This window comes from Pseudomonas akapageensis (assembly GCF_011355085.1).
Taxonomy (GTDB): domain Bacteria; phylum Pseudomonadota; class Gammaproteobacteria; order Pseudomonadales; family Pseudomonadaceae; genus Aquipseudomonas; species Aquipseudomonas akapageensis.
Map to the genome: position 1 here is coordinate 76285 of NZ_VXCP01000001.1, position 21652 is coordinate 97936.

The window sequence follows — 21652 nt, forward strand, 5'->3', positions numbered from 1 at the left end:
TTCTTCTGGGCACCAATTCAAGATCCACAGCCTGCAATGGTTATGGAGCTCTCAGAAACCCGCGAAAGCGGGTTTTTGCGTATTGGACTGATGGCTTTCCTAAGCCGGCTCATTCAAGAGGAGGTTGACCTCGACAAGGTCCGCTTCACTCAGCGCACCAACTGCTGACTTCAGACGCAATTTGGCCAACAATGTGTCATACCGCGCATTGGACAAGCGCTGGAGCGTATCGCTGTATTGGCTTTGCATCTCCAGAACATCCCTTCCTGTCCGCATACCAATCATGTAGCCGAGCCGGTTGGCGGCAAGCGCCGACTCAGCGGACATTTTCGCAGCCTCCAATGCCCTCACCTGCCCGATTCCGTCGATAACCCCCGCCCAAGCCTCACGCGCCAGTAATGCCGCAGCCCTCCTCGCATCATCAAGCTCGTATTCGGCCTTGGCTGCCAGCGCCTTGGCTTTGCGGACAGCAGCGCTTGTCCCACCGCCCGCATAGAGCGGCATGCTCATGCGCAAACCGATGGTTGCAGAGGTGCCTCGTTCGTTACCTGCACTGGGGTTTTCCTGCAAGCTTTTGCTTGCAACAAGATCAAGGGAGGGCAGATGCTCGGCTTTGCTACCTTGAACTTCATTTCTAGCTATATCCAACAGTACTTCCTGTGCCTGTACCACAAGGCTGTTACGTTCTGCTGACGCTACCCACGCATTGGAATCAGCAGGCAACGGCAGGACCATACCCACCCCGCCAGTCAATCCGCGCAGCTCACCAACCGGAGACCCGGTGATGCGGCTCAATTCATGGCGAGCCAGGTCAAGCTTGCTTCGAGCGCCGATAATGCGCGCAGACACAAGATCGAAACTGGCCTGAGCCTCATACACATCAGTAATGCTGACGTTGCCCAACTCAAAATGTTTTTTCGCTCCAGCCAACTGCTCGGCATCAACTTCACGCAGACGACTGAGCACATCAAGCACCTCTTTCGCGATCAGGACATCGAAATAAGCCTTCGCCACGCGCAATATCAGCGCCTGAGCAGCAATGCCCAGCTGTAACCTTGAAAACGCCTTTTGTTGTTGCCCCTGTTGATACCGGACCCAGCTCTGCCAACGAAAAATGGGTTGTCTGAGCTGGACGCTATAGCTGCGACTCTGTCGTCGATGCTCAAGACTACCGGCTACTGTCTCGTACTGGGCTTGGCTCCAATTGCTTTGGGCATCCAGGGAAAGATTCGGCAACAGCCCTGCGAGCCCCAATCTCGACTCCTCTTCTCCCGCCTGGCTTAGCGCCTGAGCAGCTAAAAATTGAGCATCGTGCTCCAGCGCATCACGATAATGGCTCAAGAGACCATCTGCTTGCGCAGGCTCCAGCAGACCAATGATGGCCACAGCCACAACTGAAGACTTGAACCACTTCATAGCGGCGGATTCAGGCGAACATCTTCAACAATCGCTCCCTTCTCCAAGCAGATCAGTCGCTTGGCCAGTGCCACCGTTTCTCGGCGATGGGCAATTGCGATACGAGTGACCGCCATCTGGTGCAAGGCTTGCACAACATGTTGCTCACTATGGATATCAAGGTGACTGGTGGCTTCATCCAGTGCCAGAATTTTCGGCTGTCGGTACAACGCTCGCGCCAATAGCACACGCTGTTTCTGTCCCCCTGAAAGACCACTGCCCATTTCAGCTACAAGCGTCTGATAGCCCATGGGCATGCGAACAATGGCCTTGTGGATATTGGCCTGCCGCGCTGCCTCCTCTACACGATCCTGGTTCGCCTCAGGATCGAAGCACGCAATGTTTTCTGACAAAGAGCCTGCCAGCAGTTGATCCTCCTGCATGACCGCCCCCACCAGGCTGCGTAACGCTTGCAGCCCTAATTGGCGAAGGGGTATGCCGCCAATGAGAATGTCCCCCTCTGTTGGACTAAGCAGCCCAAGCATGAGCTTGAACAGAGTCGTTTTCCCACAACCCGAACGCCCCACGATAGCAACGGAGTCTCCCGCCTCGATGACAAACGACAGGTTGCGTAGAACCCAATGTTCACCCTCGGCATAGCGGAACGACACCCCCCTGAATTCGACTCGCGACTCGATACGGCTCAGATCTGTTTCAACAAGGCTTTGCGGCTCAACCTGCTCCAGAGCAATGTCCGCCAGGCGCTCGGCATGCAATGAGAGCATGCGGATCTCGACTCCAAGATCGATCAGCTTGCTCGCACGGCCAGTGAACTGACTCTTATAGGCAATGAAAGCCAGCAACATGCCAAGCGACATTGCACTTTCCAGAACAGCCTTCCCTCCGGCGTAAAGTAAAAGCATCCCCTCCAGACCGAAGATCAAGGTGTTGAAGCTAGCGAAGAGCAACAACATTTTCTGAGTGGTCACATCCCGGTTCTGCACATCCACAACCAGGTTTTGCCATGTCGCCAGACGCAATGGAGTGACATTGAAAAGCTTGAGCGGTAGAACGGCGCGGATCGTCTCCAGAAAGTAAGAATTTTCCCTGGCGGCCAGGACAATCCGCTCCTCCGAAGCACTGCGCAACGGTTGGTAAAAGGCCGCCCGCAACGTGGCATACAACGCCAAAGCAACGAGAACGATCCCCGCCAATGTAGCGCTGTAGAGCAGCATCATGGCCAAGGTAATCAGCACGACCGGCCCATCCAGTACCGCTGTGATCGCGCCATTGGTCAACACATTACGAATGGCACCCAGCGATTGAAAGCGAGCAGTAATATCCCCTAGCTGACGCTTCTCGAAAAAGGGCCAGGGCAGGCGCAACAAATGATTGAACAGATTCCCCGACCACTGCAGCATAAATTGCTGATTCAAGCGCAGTGCCATCCAGCCTTGCGCCATGCGCAGGATGAAGTCGATCACCATCAACAGGCAGCCACCCAGCACCGCTAACAAAAGCAAATCGTAATCAGCCGATAGCAAGGCGACATCGACAACCCATTGGGTGACCTGGGGCACCAGCAGAGCGACAAGCTCAAGCGCAAGAGCCAGCACGAATATATTGCCCAATGCCCGCTTGAAGCCAGTCATCCGCCCGGTAAGTTCACTTAATCGCAATCGAGCTTTTTGCTGTGCCGGTCGGAAAGCAGCATTGGGGCTCAACTCTAGCGCTACACCAGTGAAATGTCCGGAAGCCTCTGTAAGTGGCAACTTCCGACGCCCCACGGCGGGGTCGAGGATATAAACGAAAAGACCTCGCACCCGTTCCAAAACAACAAAATGATTCATGTCCCAATGCAAGATGCACGGCATACGGAGCTTGGACATCTCGTCCAATTCAACACGCAATGGCCGACAGGAAAACTCCAGACTTTGTGCATATCGCATCAACTGTGACAGATTGCTGCCCTTGATTGAAACCGAGAAGCGCCTGCGTATGCTCATCAAATCAAGGTGCAGACCGTGGAATCCCGCTACCATGACCAAACAAGCGAGGCCACACTCCGAGCTTTCCGCTTGTAGTGTTACTCTCATGAATTGATACATCCTGAGACTGCGTGCACAGTCAGTAGTGTGTCAGCTCCAGGACGTCCTGCCGGCACAGCTGAGTAATTAGCTGACGCAGCTTAGCGACATCCATTTCGGGAAACTTTGTAAACAAGGTCGCTAGACTGACGCCGGGTTGGTGCGCAATGCAATTCATCAACCGAAGCCCTTGCTCATCCAGATTCAGCTTGGTGCCGTTAGCAATAATGTAGCTGTCGGCAAGACCATGCGGTTTGTTGGCGCACAAACGGATCCCAGCGTTATCAGGGACAGTACTGCAATTCGGATCACCCAATATTTCCATTGCAAGCGTTGACTCCACACGAGTCGCGCCGACAAATTCATCCATGAAACGGTGGTAGTTTTCAGGTGCCGTAACAAAGTCACTAATGTACTGCGCCACGCTGGCCAAGTTATTCCGGTCGCCTTCCCACTCAACAAGCGATTGTCGCGCACCGATGAACTCCGGAATTTGTTTGAGCATCCAACTCAAATAATCCATCGTGTAGGCCGGAAAAGTCCCCAGCGCCAAGTGAAATGTTGGCTCTCCCAACGGCAGCGGGTTATGCCACCAACCACGCGGCAAATAGAACACATCCCCAGCCTCCAGAATGAAATCCATGTACGGTGTTGAAGGGCAAGGATACTGTTGCTCATAGTCCTTGCTCTGTTGAGTATAAAGTGGAGATGCAAGCGATGGCTCGTAAACAACCCAACGCTTCCGCCCGATCAACTGAATGGCGAATACATCGCGGGTATCCCAATGGCAACGAAACGAGTCTTTGCTTCCAAAAGCCGCGTAAGCGCTGCTGACCACTTGCCGGCCGGTGAAATCCGCTATCTGCCTCGCGTATCGATCGACTAAAGGCTCATTTTTTATCTTGTTGGCAATCAGTGTAGCTCCCTTTCTCAAGTACTCGTAGACAACAGGCTTGATGAGTTTGTGGCGAAGGGTGCCTATATCAATATAGCTTTCGACATATTCGTGCTTGGGCACAACTCGACCAAAGGACAATTTGAAATCATTGGATTTCACATCACTACGAAACATAATTTCATTTGCGTCCCGCCAACAGAAATCACCCACCGAAGCCGTTCTCTTCATCAGCAGTGGTTTTTTCTCTTGGTAACAGTCGACGAATTCATTTGCCGTAATATTAAACAACGGACCCATTAGCGACCCCACACGATATGGCACCTTATCGAAAACGCCTTCAACCAACCAGGAAGCTCTATTTTTGATTTTCAGAAAATTAATTGTAATTGGTGCCTCCTGCACCATAATTTGTTCCTGCCGCGTTGACTCCGTTTTCTACGAATCCTCCTACCATCCCGGAATAGAAGCCAACTTCAGCACCAACCATTGCCGAAGCAGCGGTTTGCGCCGCTCCCATACCAGCCGGCCCCAACAAGAAACCTGAAACCGCACCAATTGCGACTCCACTGGCAAAGCCTCCAGGCGTACCTGACCCTGTGGCAATTGCACTGCCAACGTAAGCCGCCCCTCCTGAAATACCGCCTATCACTGCACCCGCAGGGCCAACAGCACCACAGACCAACTCACCTTCTTCAATTGATAGCTCACGCATAACTTTCTCCATCCTAATAAAACTAAAAAAATCCAGCCAACCAAATTTTTTTCAAAACCCTACCAAAAACCACAGAAAATATTGATATCAGTATAACCAGTCCATATCCATAACCTCCTCTTCGCCCGACATAGAGACGCCACAGCATCAAGACCCCGTACAAAACCGAAAACGCAAGCACATTACAAACCAACGTGAGAGAAAAATCTGACATACTTTCTATCACCTACATTGTTAGATCTACCCCACTGCATTTAGCATGCCTAACTTTTAGCCACGCAAAAAACATAAGCAAAACCACCTCGCAAGAAAACCTGCCTTGGGCCATCACCTCCGAGAACCAACTAAAAATCGCAAAACGGTAACCCACGCATTTCTAACCCACATAAAATACAAAAGAACCACTCAAGAATTACAAATCGCACCTTTCAACATACTCCCTAAAGCAGCTGACATTGCCATCAGTGGAATAAACACTGCAGCATTCCTCATGCCAAACTCCCAATTAAAAATAAAACGCAACACCCGCAAAACACTATACATACACAAAAACACAGCCCAATGACACAAGACTGTAAGAAAAAAATCTGCACCCCGCACATTAGACTCATCCCAAAACATCCGCACCTGCACCTCCGACATTACTCACAGCACCAAATGAATTAACTCACGACAAAACTCACAAATAATCACCAGAAAGAAATTACTAAAAAATTGCCTTCAAACACCCAAAGCCACTGCCTCCTAAAAGCCACGCCAACATCCAACTCCACACTCACACCTCAAAAATCATTACATTCTCGCCAGAGCAATCCAATTTTCTACATTTCGAATACTCACACCAAACCAAAAAAAAAAGGCAAAAACAATTAAACTTCCGAGCATTTCAAACGCTTCCAAGCACTCCCTTCGCAGACTCATACAACTAATTCAGCATCAGCTGTCGTTGCCAAAATCTCATTGCAAGACCTCAATCGCACCAAAAATAAAACCGGATCAAAATATCAATGCACTGCGCCTTGCTATTGCTTTGTATGACGCTCTTGCATTTCTGGCAGAGCGAGAGAAAAACACCTTCTACCTCAGCGCTTTCCGACGACCGAATAAATCGGCTCAAGTGCCCATTCATAAAGACGTCTTGTGTCCTGCTCGACATCAGCCTCAAGTAACACACCTGCCTGCAAAGGTTGGTACTGTCCGTAAACCTTCACATCCTGAGTATCAAGTGCGACCGTAACTCGATAATAGAGCTCAGCTGGGGACCCGGTAACCCCGATAGCACTGACAACATGGTGAGGCAGTTCTGAAGCAGCGTAAGGACTTTTCGTAAGACCGATTACTCTGCCGCGCCCCATACCAAATTTCTGGTACGGATACGCTGCATAGCGCATCAGCACGGGTTGACCGACTTCAATGAACCCAGCCCGGCGTGACTCGACATACAGATGAGCGGACAAGATCGTTCCCTTGGGAATCAGGCTTGCCAGTAAATTGCCCGCGACAATGTGCTGGCCAGCCTGGGCGCTCAATCCAGTCACGGTACCGTCAAAGGGCGCGACGACGATCTGCTCGCTGCGTACATCGCTTTCGACCTGTTCCTGTCTGACAAGCGCAATGCCTCTGTCGACATCAGATATTTCCGATTGATGTCTTATCAGCATGTCCTGTCGTTGCGCCTGCAACTCGGTACGTTCACGATCGAGGCCATTTCGGGCACGTTGAATACTTTGTTGCTGCCCCTTGATCGTAAGCTGCTCCGCTTCGGCCTGCTGGAGTTGGGCAATGGAGATGAAACCCGACTTCACCAACTCCTGTTGCCGCACCAGGTGAGCTTGCGCCAATGCTGTACGGCGCTGTAGAAGGCGAATTTCTTCCTGGAACTGGCGCAACTCTTCGCCAATTACTGCCAGGCGACTGTCGGCCATGCGCAACTGACCGGCGAGCCGGTCATCTGCAAGAACACGATTACGTTCCAGCAGCAGCAAACGCTCGTTGAGCTGTTTGGAAATGAGCTTCTGTGCCTCACCTGAATTGGAAAGGCGTTCACCGGAAATAAGGAAAAGTACTTCTCCGGCTTTCACCTGCTGCCCTTCGACAACTTTTACGTCTGTGAGCAACCCAGTGCTGTTCGCTGTTAGGCGCAGAAGGCCGTTCTCGGGCATCAGCAAGCCATTGACGGTAGCCTTGCGCGTGTAAGTGCCAAAATAACCAAACGCTAAAATCAGCAGAATCAATATTCCCGCCAGAGCAGCAGCCGTTCGGTACCCCCAGGGCTGATGAATCAAGACCCGACCCATATTTTGCTGGCGACTGGAGGAGACTGCTTCCGAGCGAAACAGCGGAGCGCTTTTGTCTGAAAGATCAACCAACGCTCAAGCCCTCTCTGGGAAGGCAAAAAGATGGCCTGTACATAATTCCCCCTCACAAACGCATTTGAGAAACAATATCGTTTATTATTGTTTCCAGATTTATTGCGCGTCTGTAAGGGAAATAGCGGATGGCTATCCGAAAAGTCCTGGTTTTGACCACTCGGCTTTGCGCCTGGCCATTGCCATCCTGGAGCCTGCACTTGCGGCGCCATCGAATAGGGGGAAAGCTCCCCAGCTAAAGTAATCTACACCGAGAGTCGCCAGCAATGAACGATCCTGGCAGGTCGGTCAGGGATTTCCCCCAGCCGAATGGCAAGGCAACGTCGGCTCAATGCCCCCTGGCAACGGAAGCCTAGGCGCACCGCCAACATCATGCTTGCCGCGGCAGCGCCTTATGCGGCGCTGCTGATTCTGGTCTCTGGCCTGCCGGTATACCTGCTGACCACGCGGATGTACCTGAACCGCGCCTGATCAGGCGCGGAACTGGCCCAGACTGGCCTTGAGCTGGGCCGCCAGACCATCGAGCACCTTGCTGCTGGCAGTGGTCTCCAGCACCGCCTGGGCCGCCTGCTCAGCCTGGGCGTGAATCGTCTCGACGCGCCCCCTGACCGCCTGGGCACCCCGGGCCTGCTGCTCGGCGGCACGCGTGGCCAGGCCAATGGCTGCATGCACTTGCTCGACCGATGACTGCACTGTCTGCTGCAAGCGTGCGCTGTCGCGCAACACCAGCAAGCCTTCATTGGCCTGGCGCCCGGCCTGGCTGATCGCCGCTACCGCCTCGCGCGCACCCTGCTGCAACGCGCCGATATGGGCCTGGATATCGCCTGTGGAGCTCTGGGTCTTGCTGGCCAGGGCACGCACCTCGTCGGCCACGACGGCGAAACCGCGCCCGGTCTCCCCGGCTCGTGCCGCTTCGATGGCGGCGTTGAGCGCCAACAGATTGGTCTGTTCGGCGATGCCGTGAATCACGGTCAGCACCACTTCGATCTGCTCGCTCTGGTCAGCCAGGCGCTCGATCACTTTTGAACCGGTCTGCACCTGCTCGGCCAACGCTTCGATGAGATTGCCGACCTGGGCCGAGGTCCGAGAGTTCTCGTCCGTGGCCTGGCGGATATCCACCACCTGCTTGAGGGCGGCTTGCATGGCCTGGCTTTCGGCCTGGGCTTCATCGGCCATGGTCGACAGCGCCTTGAGGCTGGCCGCGACTTCATCGCGCTGCATTTCGGCCGCTGCATCGGCGCCGGCATTGCGTTGTGCCATCGCCCCGATCTCGACCCCTGTACGCTGCGCCACATCGCCCGCCTCGCGAACGATCGGCTGCAACTTGTCGACGAAGCGATTGACGGCCGAAGCCATCTCGCCGATCTCATCCTTACTGTTGAGCGCAACACGCTTGGTCAGATCACCTTCGCCGGCAGCCAGGTCATTCAGCGCTGCGATCAGCAGGTGCAGTCTGTTGACCACACGCCGGCCCAGTACCACGGCCAGCACCAGCAGTACCCCCATGCCAACCAGAACCAGGCCCATGCCAATTTTCCAACGCAGGGTTGCCGCCGCTTCCTGGACGGTATGAGTAGTATTGGCCTGCATGGCCTGAGCACTGTCCCTGGCCGTACCCAGGCGGGCCTGCAGCGCCTTGGAGCTATCGGCCGCCGCAGCACCAAGGCTATCGGCCACCAGTTGGTCGCCGCTGGCAATCAGCGCAGTGAAGCGCTGGTCGAGCGCTTTGAGCTCCTGCTCGACAGAGGCAGTCGACACCCCCATCAGAACCTTGCCGATTTCGACACCGTTGGGGTTGATCGAGGCTTCGACGTAATACACCGATGCATCGTTACGGGCGGCGTTGAGGACCTTGTCCAGCGCGCGCTCACCTTCACCTTTGGCCAAAAGGGCCCGATTGATCGGGTTTTCCCGGTTCAGGTAACGGGTCAGGTGCTGGCCCTGGGCGTCGTCATAGATCACGAACAGCACATTGGGATTGCGCTGGGCCCGGCGGGCGAACTCCGACAGAGTCGGCACGTCATTGTCCCACATGGCGCGCGGTGCGACCGAGGCGAGCAACTGCGCCATATCATTGGCGGATTCCTTCAGGTCCTTTTCCAGGGTCGCGCGCAATTGCGCCTGCTCGCCCTGCAGCCGAGTGGAGAGACCGCTGGTCAAGCGTTGCCGGGTACTGCTCGACAGGTTGTCGAGACTCGAGGTTACCTCGCGCCCCGCCTGCTCGAGCTCAGCGGACAGCTTCTGGCTATCGGCACCCAAACGCTTGCCCAGGTCGGCCTCCAGCGCAGTGACCGTGCTGCGGGTCAGGGCGACCGCTACCAGCACTTGCACCAAAAGAGCGATACCAAGGGCAACAAACACAGGCCGCAACAGGCGGCTTCGTAACAATGAGAGAACGGCAGACACTAGAGAATCCTCTACTTCTGGCGCCATTATTTTGATGGCTCACCGGGAGCGAGTTTTGCAGCAAAGGTCGTGCCGCACAGCAGACAAATATGACAAACAATCCCTCGGGAACACTTCGCCACGTCGAAATCATTCCATCGCCACAGCAAAGACCCAGCAGCTTAGGCTTCAGGCGCAGGGCGGACTCGCCCTGATCAACCCTCAACTGCAAGGACCGCAGCATGACTACTCACAGACAAAACTCATTTATCGCCCAGATCGGTACCACCTCCACTCCCGTCAATTTCCTTGATGCCCTGTTGGGCCGTCCCGCCAAGTACACCTATAAAATCGGCGGAGGTGGCGTGAGTACTCTGCTATCGCGACAAGTGGACGACTCTCATTTGCTTGGGAGTCAACCGATTACCGCCAGCCCCGCACCACCCGCCCTGACTCTCTACTTCCGATTGACCAATGCTGGATACGTGCTTTACGTCAGAACGCCAGGTCCTCACTTCGGCAAGGGCATTTTTCTGGACAACAGCGGGGCAGCGGGCGCATTTGCGGTGGACCGGCAAGACCCTACGCCCTTCAACCTGGTCACGTCCGACGGACAACGCGTGACGCTGGAAAATCTGACGTCGAACACGGTTGGCATCCAGCTCGAACATAAAGGAACGCAGATCAAGCTGCATCGCTTTCGAAAAGGCAACTCCCCTTACCATTACCTGGCCGCCTCGAGCAGCAGTAGCGTGCCATTCACATTTCCGCTGGAGATCCTGGAGCGTAATGCGCCCTACCTGAGCCACCCGGACGAAGTGTGAAAACAGCCAAAAACGACAAAGGGCCCCATAAGGGGCCCTTTGTTTGTACACCAATCGCTTATCAGGCGAACGGATGACGCAGCACGATGGTTTCGTTACGGTCCGGACCGGTGGAAATGATGTCGATCGGCGCGCCGACCAACTCTTCCACGCGCTTGATGTAGTTGCGTGCGGCAACCGGCAGCTCGTCCAGGGTCTTGGCACCCAGGGTCGACTCGGTCCAGCCCGGCATTTCTTCGTACACCGGCTCCAGGCCGATGTAGCTGTCGGCGTCGGTCGGCGCGTCGATGACAGCGCCGTTCTCGTTCTTGTAACCCACACAGATGCGGATGGTTTCCAGGCCGTCGAGCACGTCCAGCTTGGTCAGGCACAGGCCCGAGATGCTGTTGACGTCGATGGCACGGCGCAGGATGACGGCATCGAACCAGCCGCAACGACGGGCACGGCCGGTGGTAGCACCAAACTCGTGGCCACGCTTGGCCAGGAAGGCACCGACGTCATCGAACAGTTCAGTCGGGAACGGGCCCGAGCCTACGCGAGTGGTGTAAGCCTTGGTGATACCCAGGATGTAATCCAGGTACATCGGGCCGACACCGGAACCGGTTGCGATACCGCCAGCGGTAGTGTTGGAGCTGGTGACGTACGGGTAGGTACCGTGGTCGATGTCCAGCAGCGAACCCTGGGCACCTTCGAACATGATGTCCTTGCCGGCACGACGCAGGTTGTGCAACTCGGCAGTGACGTCGAGCATCATCGGCTTGAGCAGCTCGGCGTATTCCATGCACTCGTCGAGCGTCTTCTGGAAATCGATGGCCGGCTCTTTGTAGTAATTGACCAGCACGAAGTTGTGGTAGTCGAGCAGCTCGCCCAGCTTGGCGGCAAAGCGTTCACGGTGGAACAGGTCACCGATGCGCAGGCCACGACGTGCAACCTTGTCTTCGTAAGCTGGGCCGATGCCACGACCGGTGGTGCCGATCTTGTGTTCGCCACGGGCCTTTTCACGGGCCTGGTCCAGCGCTACGTGGTAGGACAGGATCAGCGGGCAGGACGGGCTGATACGCAGGCGCTCGCGCACCGGTACGCCTTTCTCTTCCAGCTTGTTGATTTCACGCAGCAGGGCGTCGGGTGCAACCACCACGCCGTTGCCGATCAGGCACTGCACGCCTTCGCGCAGCACGCCCGATGGAATCAGGTGCAAGACGGTTTTTTCGCCGTCGATCACCAGGGTGTGGCCAGCGTTGTGGCCACCTTGGTAGCGCACTACGGCGGCAGCATGTTCGGTCAGCAGATCAACGATCTTGCCTTTGCCCTCATCACCCCATTGGGTGCCCAGGACTACGACATTCTTACCCATAACACTTGTCCTCATTCGCGCAAACTTGGCGCCGGCCGCAAGCCGGCGGGAAAACTCAGGAAGCCAGCGGCAGTACCTGCCAAAGCCCGTTCTGCTGAATCAATTGCCGGTCGCAATCCGCCTCGACGGCGGCAGTCAATGGCTGCCCAGGCAGAGCCTGAACCACCCGCTGACCTTCACTGCGCAACTGGCAGACCAACTGCCAAAGAGCCGTATCCGTGCTGTCGGGCATCCAGATCCCGCCAGTCGGCAATACAATCTCGGCACGCCCCAGTGTGACCAGGGTCTTCAAATCCGTAGAGAAGCCTGTGGCCGGCCGCGCACGACCGAAATCGGCGCCGATGTCGTCATAGCGACCGCCCTGGGCGATCGACTGGCCGACACCCGGCACGAATACCGCAAAGACTACGCCGGTGTGGTAGTGATAACCACGCAACTCGCCCAGGTCGAAATACAGCGGCAGCTCCGGGAACCGCGCGGACAGCCGTTCGGCGATAGCCAGCAGGTCGTCCAGGGCCGCCAGGACCGGTGCCGGTGCATTGGCCAGGGTCACGCGCGCGACCTCCAGCACTTCGCGACCACCACAGAGCTCGACCAATGCCCGCAACATGCGCGCCAGATCATCCGGCAGGCCTGTGGTCAGTTCGATGACTTCATCGATTGCCTTGCGTTGCAGGGCATCGAACAACTGTTGCTCGACCTCGCCGGACAGGCCGGCAGCGCGGGCCAGGCCGCGATAGATGCCGACATGCCCCAGGTCCATGTGCACATCCGGCACATCGGCCAATTGCAGCATAGCCAACATCAGGCTGATGACCTCGACATCGCTGACCGGGCTGGCGTCGCCGTACAACTCGGCGCCCAACTGGATCGGGCTGCGCGAGGACGACAATGCCCGCGGCTGCGCATGCAGCACGCTTCCGGCATAGCACAACCGGCTCGGGCCTTCACGGCGCAGGGTATGCGCATCGATACGGGCAACTTGCGGCGTGATGTCGGCACGGAACCCCATTTGCCGACCCGACTGCGGATCGATCACCTTGAAGGTGCGCAGATCCAGGTCCTGGCCGGCTCCGGTCAACAGCGACTCGAGGTATTCGATATGTGGGGTGACGACGAACTCATAGCCCCAGCTCTGGAACAGATCCAACACCTGACGGCGCGCTACTTCGATGCGCGCCGCTTCCGGTGGCAGTACTTCTTCGATGCCATCTGGCAGCAGCCAGCGGTCTACCGTTGCCATTACGCCATTCCCCTATGATCCGGGCGGCCAGCCTTCGGGCGAGCCTTGAGTGAAGCAGATGTCGGCAGCCAATGGCTGGCAGTCGCTGTTCGACTGACGCGCCCGTGCGGCCCACATCCTCGCAATTCTGATGAGATCTCTACACACGCATGGTCGCTAATCGACCAATCGATCTTGCAGACGCAAAAAAGCCGGGAATTTCCCGGCTGCCGCATCATACACTCGTTTTCTGCAAGGATCACCCCGCCAGGCGGTTAAACCGCCCGGCGGAATGCATCTTCAAGGCTTGAATTTGTCCATGAAACGGAAAAATTCGCTGCTTGGGTCCAGCACCAACACATCACTCTTGTTGGCAAAGCTTTCACGGTAGGCGCGCAGGCTGCGGTAGAACGCGTAGAACTCCTGGTCCTGACCATAGGCCTTGGCATAGATGGCGGCCGCTTGTGCATCGCCATCACCGCGGGCCTCTTCAGACTCACGATAGGCTTCAGCCAGCAGTACGCGGCGCTGACGGTCGGCATCGGCACGGATACCTTCAGCCAGCTCGTTACCCTTGGCCCGATGCTCGCGTGCTTCACGCTCACGCTCGGTGCTCATGCGCTCGAACACGCTGCGGTTCACTTCCTTGGGCAGGTCGATGGCCTTGACCCGGACATCGACAACTTCGATACCCAGTTCATTGTTGGCCATACGATTGAGCGAAGCGGTGATGTCAGCCATCAACGCGTCACGCTCGCCCGACACCACTTCGTGCAGGGTGCGTTTACCGAACTGGTCACGCAGGCCCGATTCCAGACGGCGCGACAAACGCTCGTCGGCGATCTGCTTGAGACCCGAGGTCGCGGTGTAGAAACGCTCGGCGTCCTTGACCCGCCACTTGGCGTAGGCATCGACCATCACGGCTTTCTTTTCCAGGGTCAGGAAACGCTGGGTCGGTGCATCCAGGGTCATCAGGCGTGCATCGAACTTGCGCACCTGGTTCACGTAGGGCACTTTCACATGCAGGCCTGGCTGGACATCGGCCTGGACCACACGACCGAACTGCAGCAATACCGCGCGCTCGGTCTGAGCAACGATGTAGAAGCTGTTCCAGGCCACGACCGCCAGCACCACGCCGACGATCAAGGCGATCAGCGATTTATTGCTCATCAGCGACTCTCCCTTGAACGCAACTCACGCTGCTGCTGTTGCAGATCCGCGGCTGCACGAGCCCCCGAATCACTGGCCGGCACGGATGCCGAAGTTACCGGCGCACTGCTGCTGCGAGCGCTGTCGACCATCTTGTCCAGCGGGAGGTACAGCAGGTTGTTCTGCCCGTCCTTGCCCGAGACCAGCACCTTGCTGGTATTGCTGAAGACTTCCTGCATGGTGTCCAGGTACAGACGCTGACGCGTCACTTCAGGAGCCTTGCGGTACTCGGCGACCAGCTTGGTAAAGCGGTCGGCTTCACCCTTGGCGCGCGAGATCGTTTCGTCGCGATAACCGTTGGCGTCTTCGAGAATACGCTGGGCCTGACCACGGGCTTCGGGCACGACGCCGTTGGCATAGGTTTCGGCCTGGTTGCGGGCGCGCTGCTCATCTTCACGCGCACGAATCACATCGTCGAAGGCTTCCTGGACTTCACGCGGGGCGGCCGCGCTCTGTACGTTCACCTGGGTGACCGTGATACCGGTGCGATAGGTATCGAGGAAGCGTTGCAGCCGCTCCTTGATTTCGCTGGCCATCAATTCACGGCCTTCGGTCAGCACCTGATCCATGGCGGTGGAACCCACCACATGGCGCAAGGCGCTGTCGGTCGCGTGTTGCAGGCTCACTTCCGGCTGGTCGACGTTGAGCACGAAGTCCTGCAGGTTGGAAATCTTGTACTGCACGGTCAGCGGCACTTCGACGATGTTCTCGTCTTCGGTCAGCATCTGGCCCTGCTTGGAGTAGGCACGCTCACGCGTGACGTTTTCCATGTATTTGCGATCGATCGGCGGGAAGTAGATGTTCAGGCCCGGCCCCACGGTTTCGTAGTACTTGCCGAAACGCAGCACGACGGCCTGTTCCTGCTCGTCCACGACATACACGGCGCTGTACAGCCAGATAGCCGCAAGCACGGCCAGCCCGATTCCGAGCAAGCCTAGACCGCCGCCCTTGCCAGGGCTTGCGTCACCACGTTTCTTGCCACTACCGAACAACCCGTTCAGGCTCTCCTGCAGCTTACGGAAGGCCTCGTCGAGATCCGGTGGTCCCTTCTTGTCGCCGCCTCGGCGGTTTCCACCCCAAGGGTCCTGATTGTTCGAGTTGCCACCCGGCTCATTCCAAGCCATAGCGCTCTCCATCTGATAAAGCAAAGACGCACCCACGGCGCGCCAACCAATGCTACAGAATGCCTGCCGCGGCAGCACAACCGCTTTGTCAGGCTTTTATTGCAAAGTGTGTTGCTCGATGAATTCCAGCGGCTTCATCCCTTCGCGACTCACCAGGCGATTCAATTCCACGCGCGGCAAGCGCACTGCCAACAGGCTGTGGCCGTCGTCGTCATGCTCTTCGCTCTGAACAGCCCCCAATGCAAAGAACTGCGCTCGTAGCCTGGACAAGCGTTGCGGCAAGCGCAGGGTGCCTACGAACAGATCATCCCCAAGAAGCTCGGCCACGGCCTGAGACAGCAAGTTCAGGCCCCGACCATCCTGCGCCGACACCCAGACCCGCTGCGGCTTGCCGTCGGCATTACGCTGAATCTGCGGCTCGACGCCTTCAAGCAGATCGAGTTTGTTATACACCTCAAGTATCGGCAAGTCCTGCGCCCCGATTTCGCCAAGCACTGCCATGACTTGCTCGATCTGGGCCATGCGCTCGGGTTCGTGGGCATCGATGACATGCAACAGCAGGTCGGAATTGCTCGACTCTTCGAGCGTAGCTCGAAACGCCTCAACCAGCTTGTGCGGCAGATGCCGGATAAAACCTACGGTGTCGGCCAGGACGATGGGCCCCAGGTCATCGAGCTCGAGCCGACGCAATGTCGGGTCGAGGGTCGCGAACAGCTGGTTGGCCGCATAAACATCGGACTGGGTCAGGTTATTGAACAGGGTCGACTTGCCGGCGTTGGTGTAGCCCACGAGCGAAACCGAAGGAATATCGGCGCGTTTGCGCCCACGCCTGGCGTTCTCACGCTGGCTGCGCACCTTCTCCAACCGGCCCTTGATCTGGCGCAGGCGAACCCGCAGCAGGCGCCGGTCGGTTTCGAGCTGGGTTTCACCCGGGCCGCGCAGACCGATACCGCCCTTCTGCCGCTCAAGGTGAGTCCAGCCGCGAACCAGTCGCGTACTCATGTACTCGAGCTGGGCCAGTTCGACCTGCAGCTTACCTTCATGGGTACGAGCGCGTTGGGCGAAGATGTCCAGGATCAGACCGGTGCGATCGATCACGCGACACTCGAATGCACGTTCGAGGTTACGCTCCTGGCTGGGGGTGAGGGTGTAGTTGAAAATCACCAGGTCTACCTGCTCGGCTTTGACCAGGTCGCGCAATTCCTCGACCTTGCCGCTGCCAATCAGGTATTTGGCGGTAGGCTGCTGCCGCGCGATGCTCACGAACGCGACAGTATCGGCGCCGGCCGATTCTGCCAGCTCCTGAAACTCCTGCGGGTCTTCGCGCGCCTCAGGGTCCTGACCATCCAAGTGAACGAGAACGGTTCGTTCACCACCACCGTGGCGCTCAAAGAACAAAGCAGACTCCTATCAGGCGTTACCTGGCTCAGCGTCGCCCTGCTCGGACTCGGTTGCACTCGGCAGACGGATCGGACGCACAGGAACAACAGTCGAGATGGCGTGTTTGTAAACCATCTGGCTGACGGTGTTTTTCAGCAGGATCACGAACTGGTCGAAAGATTCGATCGTGCCTTGCAGCTTGATGCCGTTGACCAGATAGATCGATACCCCAACTTTCTCTTTCCGCAATGTATTCAAGTAAGGGTCTTGTAGCGAATGCCCTTTTGACATATGCCGCACTCCTGTAAGGATCAATAAAAAATAAAATGTGAAAAACTGATGGCTGAAAGCCGCCCCACCCCAAGGATAGACGGCAATTACAAGGACTCAGCTCAATATGGAGACCGATCCGAGGTATTTCAAGGTGCGCGGCAGATTGTCGCAAGCCAGGCTGTCCAGCCATTGCAGATCAGCCCAACTACGCAACCAGGTAAATTGCCGCTTCGCCAACTGGCGAGTGGCAATGATGCCGCGTTCCTGCATTTCAGATGACGTCAACTTGCCATCAAGATAATCCCAGACCTGGCGATATCCTACTGCTCGTATAGACGGCAACCCCGCATGCAAGTCACTTCTGGCACGCAGCGATCGGACCTCGTCAACGAAGCCCTGTTCCAACATTTGTTCAAATCGCAGAGCAATTCGATCATGTAACACCCGGCGATCCGTTGGTGCAATCGCGAGGTTTGCCACAGTATAGGGCAATTGACCGTGTCCCGATGCGCCTGCGACAGCACTTTGCGCAGATTGTCGCTCACGATGTGAGGTCATGCTCATTCCGCTGACCCGATAAACCTCAAGTGCACGAATCAGGCGCTGCGGATCATTGGGGTGGATTCGGGCGGCGGAAACCGGATCCACGGCGGCCAATTGCTCATGCAGCGCCAACCAACCGAGGCGCTGGGCCTCGGCTTCCAGTTCGGCGCGCACCTGCGGATCGGCAGGCGGCATATCGGCCAGGCCTTCGAGTAACGCCTTGAAATACAACATCGTGCCACCGACCAGCAGGGGAATATTCCCCCGGGCAGTGATTTCAGCCATGGCCGCCAGGGCATCGGTGCGAAAATCAGCCGCCGAATAGCTCTGGGCCGGATCGAGGATGTCGATCAGATAGTGCGGATGCCTGGCCAGAATGTCCTTCGACGGCTTGGCAGTGCCGATGTCCATGCCGCGATAGACCAGGGCCGAATCGACGCTGATCAATTCGCAGGGCAGGACCTTGCTCAGTTCGATGGCGAGGTCGGTCTTGCCGGAGGCCGTCGGCCCCATCAGGAATATTGCCGGGGGAAGTGCACTCATGTTCAACGACCGCGCAAAAAGAGTTTGTCGAGGTCGTCCAGGCCCATTTGGGTCCAGGTCGGGCGGCCATGGTTGCACTGGCCGCTGCGCTCGGTATTTTCCATGTCACGCAGCAGGGCATTCATTTCCGGCACGGCCAGGCGTCGGTTGGCACGGATCGCACCGTGGCAGGCCATGGTGCCGAGCAGCTCGTTCAAATGCGCCTGGATGCGATCGCTGGTGCCATATTCCATCAGATCCGCCAGCACGTCATGCACCAGACGGTTGGCCTCGGCCTGCTTGAGCAATGCAGGGATCTGCCGGATCGCGAGGCTTTCCGGACCCAGCCGCTGCAGCTCGAAGCCCAGGCGCTGGAACCACCCGGCATGCTCTTCGGCGCAATCGGCCTCGCGCTGGCTCACTGCAATCGATTCGGGCACCAGCAGCGGCTGGCCGCTCAGGCCTTCACTGGCCATGGCGACCTTCAGGCGCTCGTACATGATCCGTTCGTGGGCCGCGTGCATATCCACCAACACCAGGCCCTGGGCGTTTTCGGCAAGGATGTAGATACCCTTGAGCTGGGCCAGGGCATAGCCCAGCGGCGGAATATCACCCTGGCTATCGGGCAAGGCACTGGCGCTGGCGGCCGCACCGGGCAGCGGCGCGAAGAACTCGCGGTAGACGCTTTGCGCTTCTGCTGTCGGCAACGGCTGGGCCGGGCGCGGTGAATACTGGTACTGATAGCCGGCCCCGGCACCACCGCCCGCAGCACGCGCTGCCGGCTCGGACTGGGGCTGTTCGAGCAGGTTTGCAGCCAGACGCATTTCCCCCTGGGGGCCGAACTCGCCAGCCTGCAGACCCGTCGGGCGAACCATCTCGGGCGTCTCCGCAGCCGCAGGCAGTTGGTCTTCGGGGCGCACATCGGCCAGTGCCCGATGCAGGGTGCCATAAAGGAAGTCGTGAACCATGCGCCCGTCGCGAAAGCGCACTTCATGCTTGGTCGGGTGCACGTTGACGTCGACGCCGGTCGGGTCGACCTCGAAAAACAGCACGAATGTCGGATGTCGGCCGTTGAACAGCACGTCGCGGTAGGCCTGGCGTACGGCGTGGGCCACCAGCTTGTCTCGCACCGCACGGCCGTTGACGAAGAAATACTGAAGGTCGGCCTGGCTGCGCGAAAAGGTCGGCAAACCAACCCAGCCCCACAGGTGCAGACCATTGCGCTCCACTTCGATCGGCAAGGCCTGCTCGAGGAAACCCGGACCGCAGATCGACGCCACGCGCCGTGCCCGGGCAGTATCGTCATGGGCTTCATGCAGGCTGAGGACGCTCTTGCCATTGTGCCGCAGATGGAAGCCTACATCGAAACGCGCCAGCGCCAGGCGCCGGATCACCTCCTGGAGGTGGTCGAATTCGGTTTTCTCGGTCTTGAGAAACTTGCGCCGGGCCGGAGTATTGAAGAACAGGTCGCGTACTTCGACCGAGGTGCCGACCGGATGCGCCGCCGGCTGCACGCGTGGGGCCATGTCGCGCCCTTCGGTCTCGACCTGCCAGGCCTGGTCGGCATCGCGGGTACGCGAAGTCAGGGTCAGGCGGGCCACGGAGCTGATGGAGGCCAGTGCCTCGCCGCGAAAACCCAGGCTCATGACCCGCTCGAGGTCTTCGAGATCGCGAATCTTGCTGGTTGCGTGACGGGCCAGCGCCAGTGGCAGGTCGTCAGCGGAAATACCGCCGCCGTCGTCGCGCACGCGCAGCAGCTTCACGCCACCCTGTTCGACTTCGACATCGATGCGTTTGGCGCCGGAGTCCAGACTGTTCTCCAGCAGCTCCTTGATCACCGAAGCCGGGCGCTCGACCACTTCGCCAGCGGCAATCTGGTTGGCCAGCCGCGGGCTGAGCAGCTCGATACGTGCAGGACCGGTCATTGTTGTGCCGCCAGCGCCGTGGTCGGTATGGTCAAGGTCTGGCCAACTTTCAGTTCGTCAGTCTTCAGGTTATTGACTGTGCGCAGTGTCGTGATGCCCACCTGGTAGCGCACGGCGATCATTGCCAGGGTCTCGCCCGAGCGCACCACATGGTCGCGGGGGCCCTGGGCGATCTTGCCGCTGTCGCGCAGGAAGGCAATATAAGTGCCCGGCGGCGGATTCTGCTGGAAGAACTGGCGCACACCGCTGTGGATCGAGCGGGCCAGAGCCTGCTGATGGCTGGTGGCGGCGAGCTTGGAAGCCTCGTCGGAATTGGAAATGAACCCGGTTTCCACGAGAATCGACGGAATATCCGGCGATTTCAATACCATGAACCCTGCCTGTTCCACACGGCGCTTGTGCAACGGCGTGACCCTGCCGATATTGCTCAGCACCTTTTGACCGACGTTCAGGCTTGAAGTCAGCGACGCTGTCATCGACAAGTCCAACAGGACGCCCGCAAGCATCTTGTCCTTGTCATCAAGGCTGACGTTGCCGGCACCGCCGATCAAGTCGGAGCGGTTCTCGCTATCGGCCAGCCAACGGGCGGTTTCGGACGTTGCCCCACGATCGGAGAGGGCGAATACAGAAGCACCGAAGGCGGCTGTGGACGGTGCGGCGTCGGCGTGGATCGAAATGAACAGGTCGGCGCCTTTCTTGCGAGCGATTTCGGTGCGCTTGCGCAACGGAATGAAGTAGTCGCCGGTACGGGTCAGCTCGGCACGGAAGCCTTTTTCCGTGTTGATCTGGCGCTGCAATTCCTTGGCGATCGCCAGTACCACGTCTTTTTCATGCTGCCCACGCGAGCCGGATGCGCCCGGGTCTTCGCCGCCGTGGCCGGCGTCGATGGCGATCACGATATCTCGCTTGCCGTTGGGCACAGGAGTCAGCTTGATCGCCGGTTGCGCCGGCGTTACTGGCACTTCAGGGGCGCTCGCCACATTCGAGGGCGGTGTCGGGGGCGTCGGCGTGGCGTCGGCTTCCTGGTCATAGAGGTCGACGACCAGGCGGTTGCCGTACTGCTGGTTTGGCGCCAGGGTGAAACTCTTGGGCGTGACCGATTTGCTCAGGTCGACCACCACACGCAGATCGGTTGGCGTGCGCTGGGCTGAGCGCACGCTGGTGATCGGGGTATTGGAGGTGGAAACCTGCAGTGGGGCTGCCAGGGTCGCGCCATTGATGTCGATGACCAGTCGATCCGGCGAGGTCAGGGTAAACACACTGTGCTGCACGGGGCCGGACAGGTCGAACACCAGGCGAGTGTTATCCGGTGCTCGCCACAAACGCACACTCTTGACTTGCGTGACGGCCAAAGCGTCAACAGCCACTGCCGTAAGCAGCAATCCTACGACAGCAACCAGTGCGCGAACGCGCATACCTATCCCCATAAT

16 protein-coding genes and 1 pseudogene are annotated in these 21652 nt (G+C 57.9%); 2 read left to right on the plus strand and 15 right to left on the minus strand.

Going from position 1 to position 21652, the window contains the following annotated elements; all coding sequences use genetic code 11:
* Positions 1-99 precede the first annotated feature (99 nt).
* The 5 genes from F2S13_RS00340 to F2S13_RS00360 all read right to left on the minus strand — a co-directional run bounded on the left by F2S13_RS00340 (position 100) and on the right by F2S13_RS00360 (position 7461).
* On the minus strand, positions 100-1416 hold the full coding sequence (locus tag F2S13_RS00340; protein ID WP_166357862.1) for a TolC family outer membrane protein: 1317 nt from the start codon (positions 1414-1416) through the stop codon (positions 100-102).
* A complete protein-coding gene (locus F2S13_RS00345; RefSeq protein ID WP_218583754.1) occupies positions 1413-3491 on the minus strand; it encodes a peptidase domain-containing ABC transporter in 2079 nt (692 codons plus the stop codon). Before F2S13_RS00345 ends, F2S13_RS00340 begins: the two co-directional genes overlap by 4 nt.
* A 31-nt stretch (positions 3492-3522) precedes the next feature.
* Positions 3523-4785 carry a JmjC domain-containing protein gene (locus F2S13_RS00350; RefSeq protein WP_218583755.1) on the minus strand — a complete coding sequence of 421 codons (1263 nt, stop codon included), beginning with the start codon at positions 4783-4785 and terminating at the stop codon, positions 3523-3525.
* The gene (locus F2S13_RS00355) at positions 4757-5092 is read right to left on the minus strand and encodes a hypothetical protein (RefSeq protein ID WP_166357866.1); all 336 of its coding nucleotides are present in this window, start codon (positions 5090-5092) and stop codon (positions 4757-4759) included. Before F2S13_RS00355 ends, F2S13_RS00350 begins: the two co-directional genes overlap by 29 nt.
* 1082 nt (positions 5093-6174) lie before the next feature.
* Complete coding sequence (locus F2S13_RS00360; RefSeq protein WP_166357868.1) at positions 6175-7461, minus strand: HlyD family secretion protein; 1287 nt, start codon at positions 7459-7461, stop codon at positions 6175-6177.
* A 360-nt stretch (positions 7462-7821) separates the two neighbouring features.
* Between F2S13_RS00360 and F2S13_RS00365 the strand changes: the two are divergent.
* Positions 7822-7932, plus strand: a pseudogene (locus tag F2S13_RS00365) (hypothetical protein); the annotation flags it as partial.
* Here F2S13_RS00365 and F2S13_RS00370 read toward each other — a convergent pair.
* Positions 7933-9867, minus strand: a complete 1935-nt coding sequence (locus F2S13_RS00370) for a methyl-accepting chemotaxis protein (RefSeq protein WP_166357870.1) — start codon at positions 9865-9867, stop codon at positions 7933-7935.
* Between the two features lie 221 nt (positions 9868-10088).
* Between F2S13_RS00370 and F2S13_RS00375 the strand changes: the two genes are divergently transcribed.
* The gene (locus F2S13_RS00375) at positions 10089-10670 is read left to right on the plus strand and encodes a hypothetical protein (protein ID WP_166357872.1); all 582 of its coding nucleotides are present in this window, start codon (positions 10089-10091) and stop codon (positions 10668-10670) included.
* A 61-nt stretch (positions 10671-10731) separates the two neighbouring features.
* Here F2S13_RS00375 and F2S13_RS00380 read toward each other — a convergent pair whose 3' ends face one another.
* The 9 genes from F2S13_RS00380 to F2S13_RS00420 all read right to left on the minus strand — a co-directional run bounded on the left by F2S13_RS00380 (position 10732) and on the right by F2S13_RS00420 (position 21649).
* Positions 10732-12024: an adenylosuccinate synthase gene (locus F2S13_RS00380; protein WP_166357874.1), complete on the minus strand. Its 1293-nt coding sequence runs from the start codon at positions 12022-12024 to the stop codon at positions 10732-10734.
* Positions 12025-12079: 55 nt separating this feature from the next.
* Entirely contained in the window at positions 12080-13267 is a 1188-nt protein-coding gene (locus F2S13_RS00385; RefSeq protein WP_166357876.1) for an ATP phosphoribosyltransferase regulatory subunit, read from the minus strand.
* Between the two features lie 279 nt (positions 13268-13546).
* Entirely contained in the window at positions 13547-14416 is an 870-nt protein-coding gene (gene hflC / locus F2S13_RS00390; protein ID WP_166357878.1) for a protease modulator HflC, read from the minus strand.
* On the minus strand, positions 14416-15579 hold the full coding sequence (hflK, locus tag F2S13_RS00395) for an FtsH protease activity modulator HflK (protein ID WP_166357880.1): 1164 nt from the start codon (positions 15577-15579) through the stop codon (positions 14416-14418). Before hflK ends, hflC begins: the two co-directional genes overlap by 1 nt.
* 96 nt (positions 15580-15675) lie before the next feature.
* Complete coding sequence (gene hflX / locus F2S13_RS00400; RefSeq protein WP_166357882.1) at positions 15676-16977, minus strand: ribosome rescue GTPase HflX; 1302 nt, start codon at positions 16975-16977, stop codon at positions 15676-15678.
* A 12-nt stretch (positions 16978-16989) separates the two neighbouring features.
* A complete protein-coding gene (gene hfq, locus F2S13_RS00405) occupies positions 16990-17250 on the minus strand; it encodes an RNA chaperone Hfq (RefSeq protein ID WP_010221594.1) in 261 nt (86 codons plus the stop codon).
* 96 nt (positions 17251-17346) lie between these two features.
* Positions 17347-18318: a tRNA (adenosine(37)-N6)-dimethylallyltransferase MiaA gene (gene miaA / locus F2S13_RS00410; RefSeq protein ID WP_166357884.1), complete on the minus strand. Its 972-nt coding sequence runs from the start codon at positions 18316-18318 to the stop codon at positions 17347-17349.
* 2 nt (positions 18319-18320) lie between these two features.
* The gene (mutL, locus tag F2S13_RS00415; RefSeq protein WP_166357886.1) at positions 18321-20222 is read right to left on the minus strand and encodes a DNA mismatch repair endonuclease MutL; all 1902 of its coding nucleotides are present in this window, start codon (positions 20220-20222) and stop codon (positions 18321-18323) included.
* Positions 20219-21649: an N-acetylmuramoyl-L-alanine amidase gene (locus F2S13_RS00420; RefSeq protein WP_218583757.1), complete on the minus strand. Its 1431-nt coding sequence runs from the start codon at positions 21647-21649 to the stop codon at positions 20219-20221. Before F2S13_RS00420 ends, mutL begins: the two co-directional genes overlap by 4 nt.
* Positions 21650-21652 lie beyond the last annotated feature (3 nt).

What these genes read in the sequence shown, in the direction of transcription:
- hflC (WP_166357878.1), bottom strand. Translation starts at nt 14,416, where the DNA reads ATGAGCAATAAATCGCTGATCGCCTTGATCGTCGGCGTGGTGCTGGCG.
- F2S13_RS00380 (WP_166357874.1), bottom strand. Translation starts at nt 12,024, where the DNA reads ATGGGTAAGAATGTCGTAGTCCTGGGCACCCAATGGGGTGATGAGGGC.
- F2S13_RS00355 (WP_166357866.1), bottom strand. Translation starts at nt 5,092, where the DNA reads ATGCGTGAGCTATCAATTGAAGAAGGTGAGTTGGTCTGTGGTGCTGTT.
- F2S13_RS00350 (WP_218583755.1), bottom strand. Translation starts at nt 4,785, where the DNA reads ATGGTGCAGGAGGCACCAATTACAATTAATTTTCTGAAAATCAAAAAT.
- F2S13_RS00385 (WP_166357876.1), bottom strand. Translation starts at nt 13,267, where the DNA reads ATGGCAACGGTAGACCGCTGGCTGCTGCCAGATGGCATCGAAGAAGTA.
- F2S13_RS00375 (WP_166357872.1), top strand. Translation starts at nt 10,089, where the DNA reads ATGACTACTCACAGACAAAACTCATTTATCGCCCAGATCGGTACCACC.
- hflK (WP_166357880.1), bottom strand. Translation starts at nt 15,579, where the DNA reads ATGGCTTGGAATGAGCCGGGTGGCAACTCGAACAATCAGGACCCTTGG.
- miaA (WP_166357884.1), bottom strand. Translation starts at nt 18,318, where the DNA reads ATGAGTGCACTTCCCCCGGCAATATTCCTGATGGGGCCGACGGCCTCC.
- F2S13_RS00420 (WP_218583757.1), bottom strand. Translation starts at nt 21,649, where the DNA reads ATGGGGATAGGTATGCGCGTTCGCGCACTGGTTGCTGTCGTAGGATTG.
- hfq (WP_010221594.1), bottom strand. Translation starts at nt 17,250, where the DNA reads ATGTCAAAAGGGCATTCGCTACAAGACCCTTACTTGAATACATTGCGG.
- F2S13_RS00340 (WP_166357862.1), bottom strand. Translation starts at nt 1,416, where the DNA reads ATGAAGTGGTTCAAGTCTTCAGTTGTGGCTGTGGCCATCATTGGTCTG.
- mutL (WP_166357886.1), bottom strand. Translation starts at nt 20,222, where the DNA reads ATGACCGGTCCTGCACGTATCGAGCTGCTCAGCCCGCGGCTGGCCAAC.
- F2S13_RS00345 (WP_218583754.1), bottom strand. Translation starts at nt 3,491, where the DNA reads ATGAGAGTAACACTACAAGCGGAAAGCTCGGAGTGTGGCCTCGCTTGT.